This window comes from Couchioplanes azureus (assembly GCF_014648355.1).
GTDB lineage: Bacteria > Actinomycetota > Actinomycetes > Mycobacteriales > Micromonosporaceae > Actinoplanes > Actinoplanes azureus.
Window position 1 is genome coordinate 224,711 of sequence record NZ_BMQY01000006.1, and the last position, 14,900, is coordinate 239,610.

Sequence of the window (14,900 nt, forward strand, 5' to 3'; positions counted from 1 at the left end):
CGGTGGCGGTAGCGACCGCGCGGTCGGTGGCGGCGTCGGCGGGGTCACAGGATGTCTCCGAGGACGGCGATGATGACCGGGGCCAGACCGGCCAGCAGGAAGGCCGGGAGGAAGCACAGCCCGAGGGGCAGGACGATGAGGGTTCCGGCCCGGCGGGCGGCCGCCTCGGCGGCGGTCACGCGGTCGGCGCGCAGGTCGTCGGCCAGGCGGGTGAGTGCTCCCGCCAGCGCACCGCCGCTCGTGCTCGATCGGATCGCGGCCGCGATCATGCGCGGGGCGCCGGGTACGTCGGCGAGGTGGGCCCAGGCCTCCGGCGGGTCGGCGCCGAGGCGCAGGGAGCGGCCGACGCGGGCCAGGCGCTCGCCCAGCGGGCCGGCGAGCGCCTCCGCCACGGCGGAGACCGCGTGGTCGACGGGTGCGCCCGCGCGCAGCGCCGCGGCCACGAGGTCTGCGGCGAGCGGCAGGTCCGCCTGGGCTCGGGCGCGCCGGGCGCGGACGGCAGCCGGTTCCTGTTTCCGCAGCCAGCGGTCGAGGACGTAAGCGAGCGCGAGCGCCGGCGGCACCGACCACCAGTGCCCGGCGTACCAGGCGGTCGCGACCACGCAGGCGAGGGCGACCGCGATGCGCTTGATCATCGGATCTCCTCGCGGGCGCCCACACCGGCACCGGCGGTGACGGCGGCGGCGGTCAGGGCGCGCAGGTCCGCATGCAGCGGGCACGGCATGGTGGTGGGCGGCTGCGGCGTGCGGGCGGCTCGGAGCAGGGCGACCATGCAGCAGGGTTGAAGGGGGATCTGCACCGGGCCGCCCCGCCGGACGATCGACTCGGCGCCGCACGTGGAGGCGGTCATCGCGGCATCCCGTGGCCGTGCGGCAGGCCACCGGCACGACGCGGCCGGCTGGTGGCCGCCCGTAGCGGCTCGGCGCGCCGGTCACTTCCCGCCCGGTTCGTCTTGCGGATGGCCGGGTCGGGTGGGCCGTCGGTGAGGCGGTCCGCCCACAGCAGACCCGCGGTCTGCAGCAGGGTGGCACCGGCCGCGCAGGCTGCGCCGGTGGGGGTGTGGAGCAGGATGCGCAGCGGGTCGACGCCGATGCCGTAGCCGAGCGCGATCCCGCCGAGTGGCAGCGCGGCCAGCAGGATGGCCGTCGCCTGGGCGCCCGCTGCCTGGGCGGCGGCGCTGGCCCGGGCCCGGCCGGCGGCGCGGGCGTCGGCCTCGATGCGCTCGATCAGGTCCGCGGTCGGCGCGCCGGTACGCTCCGCGAGGCGGTCGGCCGCCGCCGCGAGCTCGGCCGGGCGGCCCTCGATCGGGGCCGACGGGCGGGGCAGGCCCGCGCGCAGGTCGGCGGCGAGGGCGCTGAGGGCGTCGAGGGTTCGGTCGTGGGCCTGTTCGGCGTGTTTGCGCGCGGCCCGGCGGATCAGCGCACGTGCCGCCAGGGCGGCGTAGACGCTCGCGACGAACGCGGCCACCGGGCCGGCGGCGAGAATCCCGAGCAGCGCGGCCGCTGCGGCCGACGCGGTGACGGACCGCCGGGGTGCGCGGCTGGCGGCGGACCGGAGCGAGGTGAGATGCGGGAGGGTCAGGGAGGGCCGGCTCGGCGTGGACAACCTGGTCAGGCCGCGTCTGACCGGCCAGACGGCGAGGACCGCGGCGGTGGTCAGCAAGATCGCCGCCAACAGCCAGGGCCAGGCCACCACGAACCACGACCCGGCGGTCATCGCCCGCCCCCGGCAACACCCGAAGACGAGGCCGGCGGCCGGGGCGAGGAACCGCCCGGGTCAAGCAGCGGAGACCCGGCCGACGACCGGGGCGAAGAGGCGGCCGGGCCGGAAAGCGGAGGCGCCGGCGGGGTCCAGGGCGAGGAGGTGGCCGAGCCCAGGATCGGGGGGACCGGGACGCCTCGCGCGATCAGCAGGCGGGCGAGGGCCGGCGCCCCCGGGCCGGTGCCGCGGCCTCTCTCCCAGGCCGGGATCACGGTGGCAAGGTGCTGCTCCCCCGTCGGTAGCAGCACCCCGATCGAATCCAGGACGCGGCCCCGGTCGGTGCGGCGTACCTGGATGACGACTTGGAGGGCGGCGACGGCCTGGGCGTGCAGGGCCGCCCGGGGCAGGCCGCCGAGCAGGCCCAGCGCCTCCAGGCGGGCGGGTACGTCGGCCGGCGCGTTGGCGTGGAGCGTGCCGGCTCCTCCCTCGTGGCCCGTGTTCAGGGCGGCCAGCAGATCGGCGATCTCCGCGCCCCGGCACTCGCCGACCACCAGCCGGTCGGGGCGCATGCGCAGGGCCTGGCGCACCAGGTCGGTGAGGCCCACGGCGCCCGCGCCCTCCACATTGGCGGTGCGGGCCTGGAGGGCGACGACGTGCGGGTGCACCGGTCTCAGCTCCGCCGCGTCCTCCACCAGGACGATCCGCTCGGTCGGTGGGACGAGGCCGAGCAGGGTGGCCAGCAGCGTCGTCTTGCCGGAGCCGGTGCCACCGGTGACCAGGTAGGCCAGCCGGCCGGCGACCACGGCCGCCAGGACGGGGGCGAGCGCCGCGGGGACCGTGCCGTGCTCGACGAGGTCGCGCAGGCCGAACGGGCGCTGGCGGAAGGTGCGGAGCGAGAGGTACGGCCCGTCGGTCGCCACCGGGGGCAGTACGGCGTGCAGCCGCGTCCCGTCCGGCAGGCGGGCGTCGGCGTACGGGTGGCCGTCGTCGAGCCGGCGCCCGCACGCGGCCGCGAGGCGCTGGGCGAGGCGGCGTACCTCGTCGGGGCCGCCCACGTCGACCGTCACGCGATGCAGGCCGGCACCCCGGTCGACCCAGACCTGCGCGCCGTTGACCAGGACGTCGGTGACCGCGGGGTCGGCGAGCAGCGGCGTGAGGGGCCCGGCGCCGACGAGGTGGTCGCGCACCCGGCCGGCCAGGTGCGCGACCGTGGTGTCCCCGAGGACCGCCGCGTCGGCCTCCCGGCGTACGGCCGAGATGACCGCGGCCGGGGTGGCGTCGACGCCTTCCTCGGCGATGTGCCGCCGTACCCGCTGGGCCAGCGAGGGCACGGCGGCCGACGGCCGGGTCATGCCCGCTCCCCAGCGCCGGAGGCGGTCAGGTCGGCGATGAGGCGCCGGCACAACTCCGCGAGCGGACCCAGCCCGTCGGCGCCGGGAGGCTCGCCCTGCTCCATGCCCTCGCACACGGCCTGCTCCGGGCGCAGGGAGCCGGCGAGGGGCAGGCCGAGCGATCGGGCGATCTCCCGGGCCTTCAGCCGCCCCGGCGCCGGGCCGCGCACGACGACCGACAGGTGCGGGCAGTGCAGCCCGGCCGTCGCCGCGACCCGGGCCGCCGCGGCGGTCGCGCGCAGCTCGGCGGGGACGACGAGGACCGCCCGGTCGGCCGCTCCGAGGGCGACCGTGGCGGCGTCGTCGAGGTGGCGTGGCAGGTCCACGACGATCAGGTCCCGGGTCGCCCGCGCGGCTTGCATCGTCACCGCCATGACCTCAGCGGGCACCGACCATGAGAGAGACGTCGAGGGAGGCACTGCCGGAGGGAGCGGCAGGGCGTCGCGGGCGAAGGACAGCAGGACCAGGTGGCCGCGGTGGGGCAGGGCTTCGAGCAGCGCCGGCGGGTCGACCGGCCCGCCCGCCTCGGTCAAAGCCGGCCAGCGCAGTCCGTCGACCTGCTCCCAGCCGAGCACCAGGTCGAGGCCGCCGCCCAGCGGGTCCGCGTCGAGCAGGAGGGTGCGCAGGCCCGCGCGGACGGCGGTGACGGCCAGGCCGCCCGCCAGGGTGCTCGCTCCCGCGCCGCCGCGGCCACCCACGACGGCCAGGACCCGGCCGTCGGGCGGCGGGCCGGGGCGGCGGGCCGAGGCGAAACGGTCGACCAGCCAGGGCTCGGCCGCGGGCAGCAGCGCCACGTGCTCGGCGCCGAGCGGTGCCGCCAGGTCCCAGGCGGCCGCAACGATCGGCTCGTGGCCGACGATGATCACACGCGGGCGTCTCGGCAGCCGGGCGCGCAGGCACGCGGCGGCCTGGTCGGCGCCGAGCAGGACCAGCGGCGCGTGGGCGAAGCGCGGCCGGGCCGCGACCGGGTCGGCGGCGACGTCGACCTCCGTGCCGCCCGCCGCGGCGAGCCGGAGAAGATCGTCGAGCAGCTCCGGGTCGCCGGTCACCAGCAACGGCAGGTCGGACGGCGCGACGGTACGGACGGACATCGCAAACTCCAGCGGACGCGGCGGACGGCGGGGCGGTGAGACCCCCACCGTGGCGGGCCGGCGGACCGCTGCTCAACCGGAGATCGCCGGCCTGTGGACAACCGCCGGGGCTGTGGACAGGCCGCTCCTCCAGGGGCTGATCTGCTACGCGAAGGCCGCCGGAGCGACGTACCATCGTCGGGCCCACGACAGACAGCGGAGAGTGGACGGGCCTGGCGTTGGGTATGTTGTTGCCGACACGGACGATGGAGTTGGCATGGAGTACCCGATCCGCAGCGCGTTCGGCGAGGACGGCACCGCCCATGTGACCCTGCTCGGTGAGATCGACTTCTCCAATGCCGACGAGGTCGCTCAGACGATCCGGGACGCGGTCGCCGAGTGGTCGCCCGAGGAGATCCGAGTCGACCTGTCCGACGCCACGTTCATCGACTCGACCGGGCTGGGCGCACTGATCGAGGGCTACCGCGCGACGAACGAGGCCGAGAGCCGCTTCGTGGTGGTGAACCCGAGCCCGAGCTTTCGCCGGGTGCTGTCGGTGACCGGCCTCAGCGAGCTGTTCGGCATGTCCGAGCACGACGAACCGGCCGACCTGAGCCAGGCCACCGGCGCCTGACGAGCTGAGCGGCACGCAGAGCCGGCTCGGCCGGGTCCGTACCGGAAGATTCGGGCCGGAAAGGAACGACCCCCGTCGGGGGCGACGGGGGTCGTCCGAAGATTCGGCTCCGGGGGGGTCGAGCCGAATCGGCCCCGGTGATCGCGGGGGGCGCAACCACCGAGAAATCTCGCGGGAGGGCGACCGCCTCGGCGACGCGTCCCCGAACGCCACCGATATCGCCCACATGTAGACAACATGAATCCCTGTCGCACCACAAGCATGCCTCAGTAGCGCCTCACCGTCGAGTACCCACTGTCACCAGAAAGCCCACACGTCACGCCGAAAGCGTGACTCGCTGCTTCTTGCGGCTACACTTTCGGCCCGTGGGCCAGAGCGCCGCATTCTTCGACCTCGACAAGACCGTCATCGCCAAGTCCAGTGCACTGGCCTTCGGACGGCCTTTCTATCGCGATGGCCTGATCAGCCGCCGCGACGTCGTGAAGTCGGCCTACGCGCAGCTGATGTTCCGGCTCGGCGGGGCCGACGAGCAGACCATGGCCCGCACCCGCGACTACCTGGCCGCGCTCTGCAAGGGCTGGAAGGTCGAGCAGGTGCGGCAGATCGTCGCCGAGACCCTGGAAGAGCTGATCAACCCGTATGTGTACGCCGAGGCCGCCGTCCTCATCGGCGAGCACCAGGCGGCCGGGCGCGACGTCGTCCTCGTCTCCGCGTCCGGGGACGAGATGGTCCGCCCGATCGGCGAGCTGCTCGGCGTCACCGACGTCATCGCGACCCGGATGGGCATCGTCGACGGGCGCTACAGCGGCGAGGTCGAGTTCTACGCGGCCGGCGCGAGCAAGGTGTCCGAGGTGCGGCAGCTGGCGGAGAAGCGGGGATACGACCTCGCACAGTGTTACGCCTATTCGGATTCGAACAGTGATCTGCCGCTGCTGCAGGCGGTCGGGCATCCGAGTGTGGTGAATCCCGACCGGGCGCTGCGCCGGGTGGCCCTGGAACGGGCCTGGCCGGTCCTGGAGTTCCGGCATCCGATCCCGCTGGGGCGGCGGCTGCGGGAACGGCCGGCCGTGCCGCTGACGGCGGCGGCGCTCAGCGTGGGCGTCGGCGTGGCGATCGGCATCGCGATCTACGGGCGGCACCGGCGCATGCGGGCCGCGCCGGCCTGACCGGCATCGAGGTACGTCACCGCCAAGCGTCTGACTAATTACGGTTAGTAGCTTTTGCCCTGGTGATCAAGGGCGGAGCGGCGTAGAAAGGACTGGCGGGATCCCGGAGAACCACCGAGCGGATCCCGTGCACGGCCACCGGGAACCCACGCGCGATCAGCCACGGCAGGCACGTTGCGGCGGGACCCGCCGGATTCCGGCGGGACTGCCGACAACGACCCAGGTGCACGCTTGATAACCCGGCCGGACGCGCAAGCGGCGGCGTCTCACCTGTGAGGCGCCGTCCTTACATTTCCGCGCGCCGCGGAAAGGCCAGGTGCCGGTTGCGCAGCTCGTGGTAGACATCGCGGAACGCCTGCGGCCGGCGGTGGAAGTCGACGCCCTGGGCCCACAGCTCGGTGTTCACTGTGGATCCGTCGCGGCGCTCGATGAGCACGGTCATGCCGCCCTCGACCTCCCACCGGCCGATCTTGTTGGCGTGCCGGTGCAGGCGGACGTGGGCCACGTCCTCCCAGCGCATCGTCCGGGTTCGCAGAAGGCCGCGGATGCGCAGCGCGTGGGGACTGACGTAGACGCCCATCTCGAGGATGCGCCAGCCACCGATCACCCAGACCGCCGCCATGAGCACGGCGAGGATGCGTACGCCGACGCCGGTCAGCTCGAAGAGCCCGATGCTCGCCCAGCCCAGCAGCCCGAACGCCACCGCCTCCCAGCCGATGACCAGCCAGCGGCCGGTCCCGACGGAGTAGGGGCGAACCCACTCGTTTCCCACCAGCCGAGTATGCCAACCCGCTCGGGGACAAATAGGGTGTTGCGGACATCCGGCGGCGTCAGTTGCCCGACGGCGCCAGGACCTCGTTCCCGATCTCCTCCAGCTCCTCCGCGCCGGCCGACACGGCGGCCGCATAGTGCCGCAGCCACGACCGGACGCCGTCGGGGGTGCCGGTCGCGTACGCACCGGCCGAGCCGACGTACTCGGGCTCACGCGCCAGATGCCCCCGCTCGACGCCGACGAGGCCCCGGATGTCGAAACCGCGGGAGACGAGGGTGAGCCGGGCCGCGGCCCGCGCGACCACGCCGGACGGACCCGCGAAGGGCCGCAGGGTCAGCAGCTCGGCGTGCACGACCGCGGCCAGCAGCAGCGGCGGGGTCCGCTCGTTGCCCGCGACCAGTCCGGCCAGCGCGTCGATCCGTTCCGCCCCGGACAGCAGCCGGCCCAGGTCTCCGTCGGCGACCGCGCCGCGCGCGGCGAGCATGTGCAGGCGGGCCAGCACCTGCCGGGGAGCCCGGGGCCAGAGATCGGCGAGCCCGTCGAGCCCCTCCGACACCCGCAGCGCGCCCTGGACCACCGGGTCGGTGACCGTGCCGGCGCGGACCTCGGCGACGTCGTGGCGGTGGTCCTCCAGGGCGGCGCTCGCCACCGCGGCGCGCAGGCCCACCTCGGCCGCCACCTGGCCGCCGTTGCGGCGCAGCGCGCGGTGGCGCAGGGCGGCGTCGACCTTGGCGCGGGCGTCGGCGAAGGCGGGCTCGACGTCGGCGAGCGCGAGCAGCGGGGCCAGGGGATCGTTCGTCACGCGCCTACCGTACGCCGAAAATGACCCGCGCCGGGGGGTGCGCGTTAAGGCTCGGAAGTGGCAAGATTCGCGCAGTACCGAGCAGAAGGCTCGCCCGGGAAAGCCGGCAGAACTAGTGTTCCACCCAAGCAGAACGGTCACGGCAGAGGAGCCGCCCTCATGAGTGAGACCCTGGAGAATCTGTATTCGGAGACGCGGCAGTTCCCGCCGCCGGCCGAGCTCGCCGCCGCGGCGAACGTCAAGGCCGACGCCTACGAGCGGGCCCGCGCGGACCGGCTGGGGTTCTGGGCGGAGCAGGCCCAGCGGCTCACCTGGACCAAGCCGTGGGACCAGGTGCTGGACTGGTCGAACCCGCCGTTCGCCAAGTGGTTCGTCGGCGGCGAGCTCAACATCGCGTACAACTGCGTCGACCGGCACGTCGAGGCCGGCCACGGCGACAAGGTCGCCATCCACTGGGAGGGCGAGCCGGGCGACACCCGCACGATCACGTACGCGGACCTGCTGCGCAGCGTCAGCCAGGCGGCCAACACCCTGACCGAGCTCGGCGTCACGGCCGGCGACCGGGTGGCCATCTACCTGCCGATGATCCCGGAGGCCGCGATCGCGATGCTGGCCTGCGCCCGGATCGGCGCGATGCACAGCGTGGTCTTCGGCGGCTTCTCGGTCGACGCGCTCTCGACCCGGATCAAGGACGCCGACGCCAAGCTGGTGATCACGGCCGACGGAGGCTACCGCCGCGGCAAGCCGTCCGCCCTCAAGCCGACCGTCGACGAGGCGGTCGCACAGTGCCCGAGCATCGAGCACGTGCTGGTGGTGCGGCGTACGGGCGAGGACGTCGCCTGGGGTGAGAAGGACCTGTGGTGGCACGAGACGGTCGAGCGGGCGAGCGCCGAGCACCAGCCGCGGTCGTTCGACTCGGAGCACCCGCTGTTCATCCTCTACACCTCAGGCACGACGGGTAAGCCGAAAGGCATCCTGCACACGACCGGCGGCTACCTCACCCAGGTGTCGTACACGCACCATGCGATGTTCGACCTCAAGCCGGAGACCGACGTCTTCTGGTGCAGCGCCGACGTCGGGTGGGTCACCGGGCACTCGTACATCGTCTACGGGCCGCTCTCCAACGGCGCCACGCAGGTCATGTACGAGGGCACCCCGGACACCCCGCACCGGGGACGCTTCTGGGAGATCATCGACAAGTACCAGGTCACCATCCTCTACACCGCGCCCACGCTCATCCGCACGATGATGAAGTGGGGCGAGGACATCCCGGCCACGTACGACCTGTCCTCGCTGCGCATCCTCGGCAGCGTCGGCGAGCCGATCAACCCCGAGGCCTGGATGTGGTACCGCGCGAACATCGGGCACGACAACTGCCCGGTCGTGGACACCTGGTGGCAGACCGAGACCGGCGCCGGGATGATCGCGCCGCTGCCCGGCGTGACCAGCACCAAGCCCGGATCGGCGATGACCCCGCTGCCGGGCATCTCCGCGGACGTGGTCGACGACCAGGCGCAGCCGGTGCCGAACGGCGGCGGCGGCTTCCTGGTGCTGCGCGAGCCGTGGCCCTCGATGCTGCGCACGATCTGGGGCGACGACCAGCGCTTCATCGACACGTACTGGTCGCGCTTCGGCAAGGGCGCCGGCGCGGGCGACGACTGGATCTACTTCGCCGGCGACGGCGCGAAGAAGGACGAGGACGGCGCGCTCTGGCTGCTCGGCCGCGTCGACGACGTCATGCTGATCTCGGGGCACAACATCTCGACGACCGAGGTCGAGTCGGCGCTGGTCTCGCACCAGGCGGTGGCCGAGGCGGCCGTGGTGGGCGCGACCGACCCGACGACCGGGCAGGCCATCGTCGCCTTCACCATCCCGCGGGGCAACGTGGACACCACCGGCGACGCGGGCGAGAAGCTGATCCAGGATCTGCGCAACCACGTGGCGAAGACGCTCGGGCCGATCGCCAAGCCGCGGCAGATCATGCTCGTGGCCGAGCTGCCCAAGACCCGGTCCGGCAAGATCATGCGCCGGCTGCTGCGCGACGTCGCCGAGCGCCGTTCCCTGGGCGACGTCACCACGCTTCAGGACTCGACGGTCATGGACCTCATCTCGGCGGGAATGCGGAGCGCCAAGTCCGACGATTGACATAGACGCAGTTCCATCGACAGCGGCGGGTCCGGCGACGGATCTGCCGCTGTTTCATGTGGACGGTCCATTTTCGGCCGTTTGCCGGTATACGCGCGATGCCGCAGCCACGGATTGCAATCAACCATGATCAATCCGTTAGGACCCTTCCGATGCATCGCTCTATTTGCATACGTTCTCCTTCAGCCTCGAACCCGAGGCGGTCCACCGCCGTCGCTGTACAACAGCGCGCGGTCATGCCAACGGAGGTATACGTAGTGCGCAAGGTGGTCGTAGGACTGCTCGGCGCCGCGATGGTGACCAGCGTCGGAATCCTGATTCCGGCCGGCGCCACCGCTGCCCCGCCGGTCGATCCCACACCGGCGGCCAAGGCCGACGCGACACATGTGGACGATCTCCCCCACCCGCTGGAGGACAAGCGCCGGGCACTGCGCGAGCAGGCCGTCGCCGACGTCGCCAGCGGCAAGGCGAAAGCGATAAAGCGGAACGGCAGCACGGTCGTCAAGGTCGGCCGGACCCAGGGATCGGGTCCCACCAACCGCAAGATCGCCAAGTCCGGCGCCGACCAGTACGTCGAGCTGGGCCGCGAGCGGACCGACCGGATCTTCGTGATCCTGGCCGAGTTCGGCAACGAGCGGCACCCGGACTACCCGGACGTCGACTCCAACCCGAACGTGGCCGGGCCGACCACGTTCGAGGGCCCGCTGCACAACAAGATCCCCGCGCCGAACCGTGCGGTCGACAACTCGACGGTCTGGCAGCCGGACTACAACCCCCAGTACTACCGGGACCTGTACTTCGGCGAGGGCGCGGGCAAGGAGTCGGTCAAGACCTACTACGAAACGCAGTCCTCCGGGCGCTACAGCGTCGAGGGTGAGGTCACCGACTGGGTCAAGGTCAACTACAACGAGGCGCGGTACGGCCGCGACCTCTGCGGCAGCAACGTCTGCAACAACACCTGGGCGCTCGTGCGTGACGCGGCGAACAAGTGGGTCGCGGACCAGCAGGCGGCCGGGCGCACCGACGCCGAGATCGCCGCGGACATGAAGTCGTTCGACCAGTACGACCGCTACGACTTCGACAACGACGGCAACTTCAACGAGGCCGACGGCTACATCGACCACTTCCAGATCGTCCACGCCGGTGGCGACGCCGCCGACGGCGACCCGCAGCAGGGCGAGGACGCGATCTGGAGCCACCGCTGGTACGCGTTCGGCACCGACCAGGGCCGCACCGGCCCGGCGGGCAACCTGCTCGGCGGCACGCAGATCGGCAACACCGGCATCTGGATCGGCGACTACACCATCCAGCCGGAGAACGGCGGCCTGAGCGTCTTCGTCCACGAGTACGGCCACGACCTGGGCCTGCCGGACGACTACGACACCTCCGGCGGCGGCGACAACAACAACGAGCACTGGACGCTGATGGCCCAGAGCCGGCTCAGCGCCGCGGGCGACCAGGCCATCGGCACCCGCCCGGGTGACCTCGGCGCCTGGAACAAGATGCAGCTCAACTGGTTCGACTACGAGACCGTGGTCGCGGGCCAGAAGAAGACCCTGGAGCTCGGGCCGCAGGAGTACAACACGGCAAAGGCCCAGGGCGTCGTGGTGGTGCTGCCCGACAAGGAGGTCACCACCGAGCTCGGTGCGCCCTTCGCCGGCGAGGGTCAGTTCTTCTCCGGCAACGCCGACGATCTCAACAACTCGATGTCGCAGGAGATCGACCTGACCGGCAAGACCACCGCGGGCGTCACGCTCAAGGGCCGGTACGACATCGAGGAGGACTACGACTACCTGTACTTCGAGGCGTCGACCGACGACGGCACCACGTGGACGCGCCTCGACGGCACGCTCAACGGCGCGGCGTTCCCGCGCGACGCCAGCGGCACCCCGGCCCTGACCGGCAGCACCGGCGGCGCGTGGGCCGACATCGCGGTGCCGCTGAACGCGTACGCCGGCAAGAAGATCACCTTCCGCCTGCACTACCTGACGGACGGCGGCGTCGCCGAGGGCGGCTTCTTCGGTGACGACATCACGATCACCGCCGACGGCGCCACCGTGCTGGTCGACGGCGCCGAGGGCGACACCACCTGGGAGCTCGACGGCTTCTCGATCGTCGGGTCCTCCTCGACCGAGCTGTTCGACAACTTCTACATCGCCGGGCACCGCAGCTACGTGTCGTACGACAAGTACCTCAAGACCGGACCGTACTTCTTCGGCTACCAGCCGACGTTGCCGGACAAGGTGGACCACTACTCCTACCAGGAGGGTCTGCTCATTTCGTACTGGGACACCTCGCAGGTGGACAACAACACCAATGTGCACCCGGGATCGGGCCGCAACCTGATCATCGACGCGCACCCGGCGCCGTTCTACAACCTGGAAGGACTGCCGTGGCGGGCCCGCATCCAGGTGTACGACGCCCCGTTCAGCCTGAAGAAGGCGGATTCGTTCACTCTGCACATCAACGGTAAGCCCAGCTACATCCGGGGCCAGGCCGCACAGCCGCAGTTCGACGACACCAAGAAGTACTTCTACGACGAACTGCCCAACCACGGCGTAAAGCTGCCGGCGGTCGGCGTCAAGATCAAGGTCCTCGATGTCAATAACACTTCTATGAAGATCAAAATCGGGTGATCTAGGGATATAAGGAACGGCGCCCGGGGATTTTTCCCCGGGCGCCGCGCCGTTTACAAAAAACTTTTTTCTGAGGTCTTCCACACATCCATTTTTTTGCATACGTTCACCGGAGCCCCGATCAAGGGCCTGTGCCACCGCTCGCTGCGTGGGGCGTGCGGTTTGTTCAACGGAGGTACGTAGTGCGCAAAGTAGTCGTTGGACTACTGGGCGCCGCGATGGTCACGAGCTTCGGGGCTCTGCTCCCGGCCGTGGCACAGGCGGCGCCCCCGGTGGAGCCGACAACGCTGAAGGTCGTCAAGGCGGACCCGGCCGACGAGCTTCCCAACCCGTTCGAGGACAAGCGCCGCGAACTGCGTGAGGAGGCCATCAGCGCCGTCCTCAAGGGCGAAGCCAAGACGCAGAAGCGCGAGGGCAGCACCGTTGTGAAGGTCGGCAAGACCCGTGGTGGTGGCGAGACCAACCGCCGCGTGGCCAAGGGCGGCCAGGACCAGTACGTCGAGCTCGGCCGCGAGCGGACCGACAAGATCTTCGTGATCCTGGCGGAGTTCGGCAACGAGCGGCACCCCAACTACCCCGACGTCGACAGCGACCCGGACACCCCGGGCCCGACGACGTTCGAGGGCCCGCTGCACAACAAGATCCCGTCGCCGGACCGCACCAAGGACAACACCACGGTGTGGCAGCCCGACTACAACCGGGCGCACTACGAGAAGCTGTACTTCGGCGAGGGCAAGAACGTCGAGTCGCTGAAGACCTACTACGAGGCGCAGTCCTCGGGCCGGTACAGCGTCGAGGGCAAGGTCACCGACTGGGTCAAGGTCAAGTACAACGAGGCCCGCTACGGCCGTGACTGCGACGTCACCGGCACCTGCACCGACACCAACATGTGGGCGCTCGTCACCGACGCCGCCAACCAGTGGGTCGCCAGCCAGAAGGCCGCCGGGCGCACCGACGCCCAGATCAAGGCCGACATGCAGTCCTTCGACCAGTGGGACCGCTACGACTTCGACGGCGACGGCGACTTCAACGAGCCCGACGGCTACATCGACCACTTCCAGATCGTCCACGCCGGCGGCGACCAGGCCGACGGCGACCCGCAGCAGGGTGAGGACGCCATCTGGGCGCACCGCTGGTACGCGTACAACACCTCGGCCGGCGTGACCGGCCCGGCCACCAACAAGGCCGGCGGTACGCAGATCGGTGACACGGGCATCTGGATCGGTGACTACACCGTCCAGCCCGAGAACGGCGGCCTGAGCGTCTTCGCGCACGAGTACGGCCACGACCTCGGCCTGCCGGACGACTACGACACGTCCGGCAAGGGCTCGAACATGAACAGCGAGTACTGGACGCTGATGGCGCAGAGCCGTCTGTCCGCCGCCGGCGAGCCCCTCGGCACGCGTCCCGGCGACCTCGGCGCCTGGAACAAGATGCAGCTCGGCTGGCTCGACTACGAGACCGTCGTCGCGGGTCAGAAGAAGACCCTCGAGCTCGGCCCGCAGGAGTACAACACCAAGAAGGCCCAGGCCGCGGTCGTCGTCCTGCCGGACAAGGAGGTCACCACCGACCTCGGCGCCCCGTTCGCCGGCACCAAGCAGTACTTCTCCGGCAACGAGGACGACCTGAACACCTCGCTGACCAAGGCGGTCGACCTGACCGGCAAGACCAGCGCGGCGTTCGACCTCAAGGGTCGCTACAACATCGAAGAGGGTTACGACTACCTCTACATCGAGGCGTCCGAGAACGGCAAGGACTGGACGCCGATCGACGGCACCATCGACGGCGCGCCCTTCGGCAAGGACGGCGCGGAGCCCGGTCGCCCGACGATCTCCGGCACCAGCGGTGGCGCGTGGAAGAACATCCACGTTCCGCTCGACGCGTACGCCGGCAAGAAGATCCAGGTCCGGCTGCACTACATCACCGACGGTGGCGTCTCCGCGGGCGGCTTCTTCGGTGACGACCTGACCATCACGGCGGACGGTGCCGCTGTCTCCACCGACGGTGCCGAGGGCACCCCGGAGTGGACCGCGGACAAGTTCCAGGTCGTCGGCAACTCGATCACGGCGCTGTACGACAACTTCTACATCGCCGGCAACCGCACCTACGTGTCGTACGACAAGTACCTGAAGACCGGCCCGTACAACATCGGCTGGGCGAACACCAAGCCGGACTGGGCCGAGCACTTCGCGTACCAGCAGGGTCTGCTGATCTCCTACAACGACACGTCGGTCCCCGACAACAACACCAACGTGCACCCGGGATCGGGCCGCAACCTGATCATCGACTCGCACCCGGAGCCGCTGTACAACCTCGAGGGCCAGCCGTGGCGCTCGCGGATCCAGATGTACGACGCGCCGTTCGGCCTGACCAAGGCCGACTCGATGACGCTGCACATCAACGGCAAGGCCAGCTACGTCCGGGGCCAGGCCGCGCAGTCGACCTTCGACGACACCAAGAAGTACTTCTACGACGAGTTCCCGGCCACGGGCGTCAAGCTCCCGGCCAAGGGCGTCAAGATCAAGGTGCTCGAGCAGAACGGCACCTCGATCAAGATCCGCATCTCCTGACCCACCGCACCAC

Annotated in this window: 12 protein-coding genes; 5 read left to right on the forward strand and 7 right to left on the reverse strand. The window is 71.1% G+C overall.

From position 1 onward, the window contains the following. Window positions 1–44: 44 nt before the first annotated feature. Genes IEY99_RS22615 through ssd form a run of 5 tightly spaced genes read right to left on the reverse strand, consistent with a single transcriptional unit; the run spans window position 45 to window position 4,141 of the window. The gene (locus IEY99_RS22615) at window positions 45–635 is read right to left on the reverse strand and encodes a type II secretion system F family protein (protein ID WP_189206034.1); all 591 of its coding nucleotides are present in this window, start codon (window positions 633–635) and stop codon (window positions 45–47) included. Further along, a complete protein-coding gene (locus IEY99_RS22620; RefSeq protein ID WP_189206035.1) occupies window positions 632–850 on the reverse strand; it encodes a hypothetical protein in 219 nt (72 codons plus the stop codon). The genes IEY99_RS22615 and IEY99_RS22620 overlap by 4 nt, the downstream gene beginning before the upstream one ends. Next, window positions 847–1,716, reverse strand: a complete 870-nt coding sequence (locus IEY99_RS22625) for a hypothetical protein (protein WP_189206036.1) — start codon at window positions 1,714–1,716, stop codon at window positions 847–849. Before IEY99_RS22625 ends, IEY99_RS22620 begins: the two co-directional genes overlap by 4 nt. Beyond that, entirely contained in the window at window positions 1,713–3,053 is a 1,341-nt protein-coding gene (locus IEY99_RS22630) for a TadA family conjugal transfer-associated ATPase (RefSeq protein WP_189206037.1), read from the reverse strand. The genes IEY99_RS22625 and IEY99_RS22630 overlap by 4 nt, the downstream gene beginning before the upstream one ends. Further along, window positions 3,050–4,141: a septum site-determining protein Ssd gene (gene ssd, locus IEY99_RS22635; RefSeq protein WP_189206230.1), complete on the reverse strand. Its 1,092-nt coding sequence runs from the start codon at window positions 4,139–4,141 to the stop codon at window positions 3,050–3,052. Before ssd ends, IEY99_RS22630 begins: the two co-directional genes overlap by 4 nt. Before the next feature lie 298 nt (window positions 4,142–4,439). Here ssd and IEY99_RS22640 point away from each other — a divergent pair, with 298 nt between their 5' ends. Further along, the gene (locus tag IEY99_RS22640; RefSeq protein WP_189206038.1) at window positions 4,440–4,796 is read left to right on the forward strand and encodes an STAS domain-containing protein; all 357 of its coding nucleotides are present in this window, start codon (window positions 4,440–4,442) and stop codon (window positions 4,794–4,796) included. Window positions 4,797–5,161: 365 nt separating this feature from the next. After that, window positions 5,162–5,962, forward strand: a complete 801-nt coding sequence (locus tag IEY99_RS22645; RefSeq protein ID WP_189206039.1) for an HAD family hydrolase — start codon at window positions 5,162–5,164, stop codon at window positions 5,960–5,962. A gap of 286 nt (window positions 5,963–6,248) precedes the next feature. Here IEY99_RS22645 and IEY99_RS22650 read toward each other — a convergent pair whose 3' ends face one another. Together IEY99_RS22650 and IEY99_RS22655 are read right to left on the reverse strand one after the other, a co-directional pair. Next, window positions 6,249–6,734: an SCO5741 family PH domain-containing membrane protein gene (locus IEY99_RS22650; RefSeq protein ID WP_189206040.1), complete on the reverse strand. Its 486-nt coding sequence runs from the start codon at window positions 6,732–6,734 to the stop codon at window positions 6,249–6,251. A 58-nt stretch (window positions 6,735–6,792) separates the two neighbouring features. After that, window positions 6,793–7,536 carry a Fic family protein gene (locus IEY99_RS22655; RefSeq protein WP_189206041.1) on the reverse strand — a complete coding sequence of 248 codons (744 nt, stop codon included), beginning with the start codon at window positions 7,534–7,536 and terminating at the stop codon, window positions 6,793–6,795. A 159-nt stretch (window positions 7,537–7,695) separates the two neighbouring features. Between IEY99_RS22655 and acs the strand changes: the two genes are divergently transcribed. The 3 genes from acs (at window position 7,696) to IEY99_RS22670 (ending at window position 14,887) form a co-directional block, all read left to right on the forward strand. Next, a complete protein-coding gene (gene acs / locus IEY99_RS22660) occupies window positions 7,696–9,681 on the forward strand; it encodes an acetate--CoA ligase (RefSeq protein ID WP_189206042.1) in 1,986 nt (661 codons plus the stop codon). Window positions 9,682–9,917: 236 nt separating this feature from the next. Then, complete coding sequence (locus IEY99_RS22665; RefSeq protein WP_229799106.1) at window positions 9,918–12,317, forward strand: immune inhibitor A domain-containing protein; 2,400 nt, start codon at window positions 9,918–9,920, stop codon at window positions 12,315–12,317. Window positions 12,318–12,535: 218 nt separating this feature from the next. Beyond that, complete coding sequence (locus tag IEY99_RS22670; protein ID WP_189206232.1) at window positions 12,536–14,887, forward strand: immune inhibitor A domain-containing protein; 2,352 nt, start codon at window positions 12,536–12,538, stop codon at window positions 14,885–14,887. Window positions 14,888–14,900 lie beyond the last annotated feature (13 nt).

Coding starts and splice junctions, on each gene's coding strand:
- IEY99_RS22625 (WP_189206036.1), bottom strand. CDS start 1,716: ATGACCGCCGGGTCGTGGTTCGTGGTGGCCTGGCCCTGGCTGTTGGCG.
- IEY99_RS22630 (WP_189206037.1), bottom strand. CDS start 3,053: ATGACCCGGCCGTCGGCCGCCGTGCCCTCGCTGGCCCAGCGGGTACGG.
- IEY99_RS22620 (WP_189206035.1), bottom strand. CDS start 850: ATGACCGCCTCCACGTGCGGCGCCGAGTCGATCGTCCGGCGGGGCGGC.
- IEY99_RS22665 (WP_229799106.1), top strand. CDS start 9,918: ATGCCAACGGAGGTATACGTAGTGCGCAAGGTGGTCGTAGGACTGCTC.
- IEY99_RS22640 (WP_189206038.1), top strand. CDS start 4,440: ATGGAGTACCCGATCCGCAGCGCGTTCGGCGAGGACGGCACCGCCCAT.
- IEY99_RS22615 (WP_189206034.1), bottom strand. CDS start 635: ATGATCAAGCGCATCGCGGTCGCCCTCGCCTGCGTGGTCGCGACCGCC.
- IEY99_RS22670 (WP_189206232.1), top strand. CDS start 12,536: ATGGTCACGAGCTTCGGGGCTCTGCTCCCGGCCGTGGCACAGGCGGCG.
- acs (WP_189206042.1), top strand. CDS start 7,696: ATGAGTGAGACCCTGGAGAATCTGTATTCGGAGACGCGGCAGTTCCCG.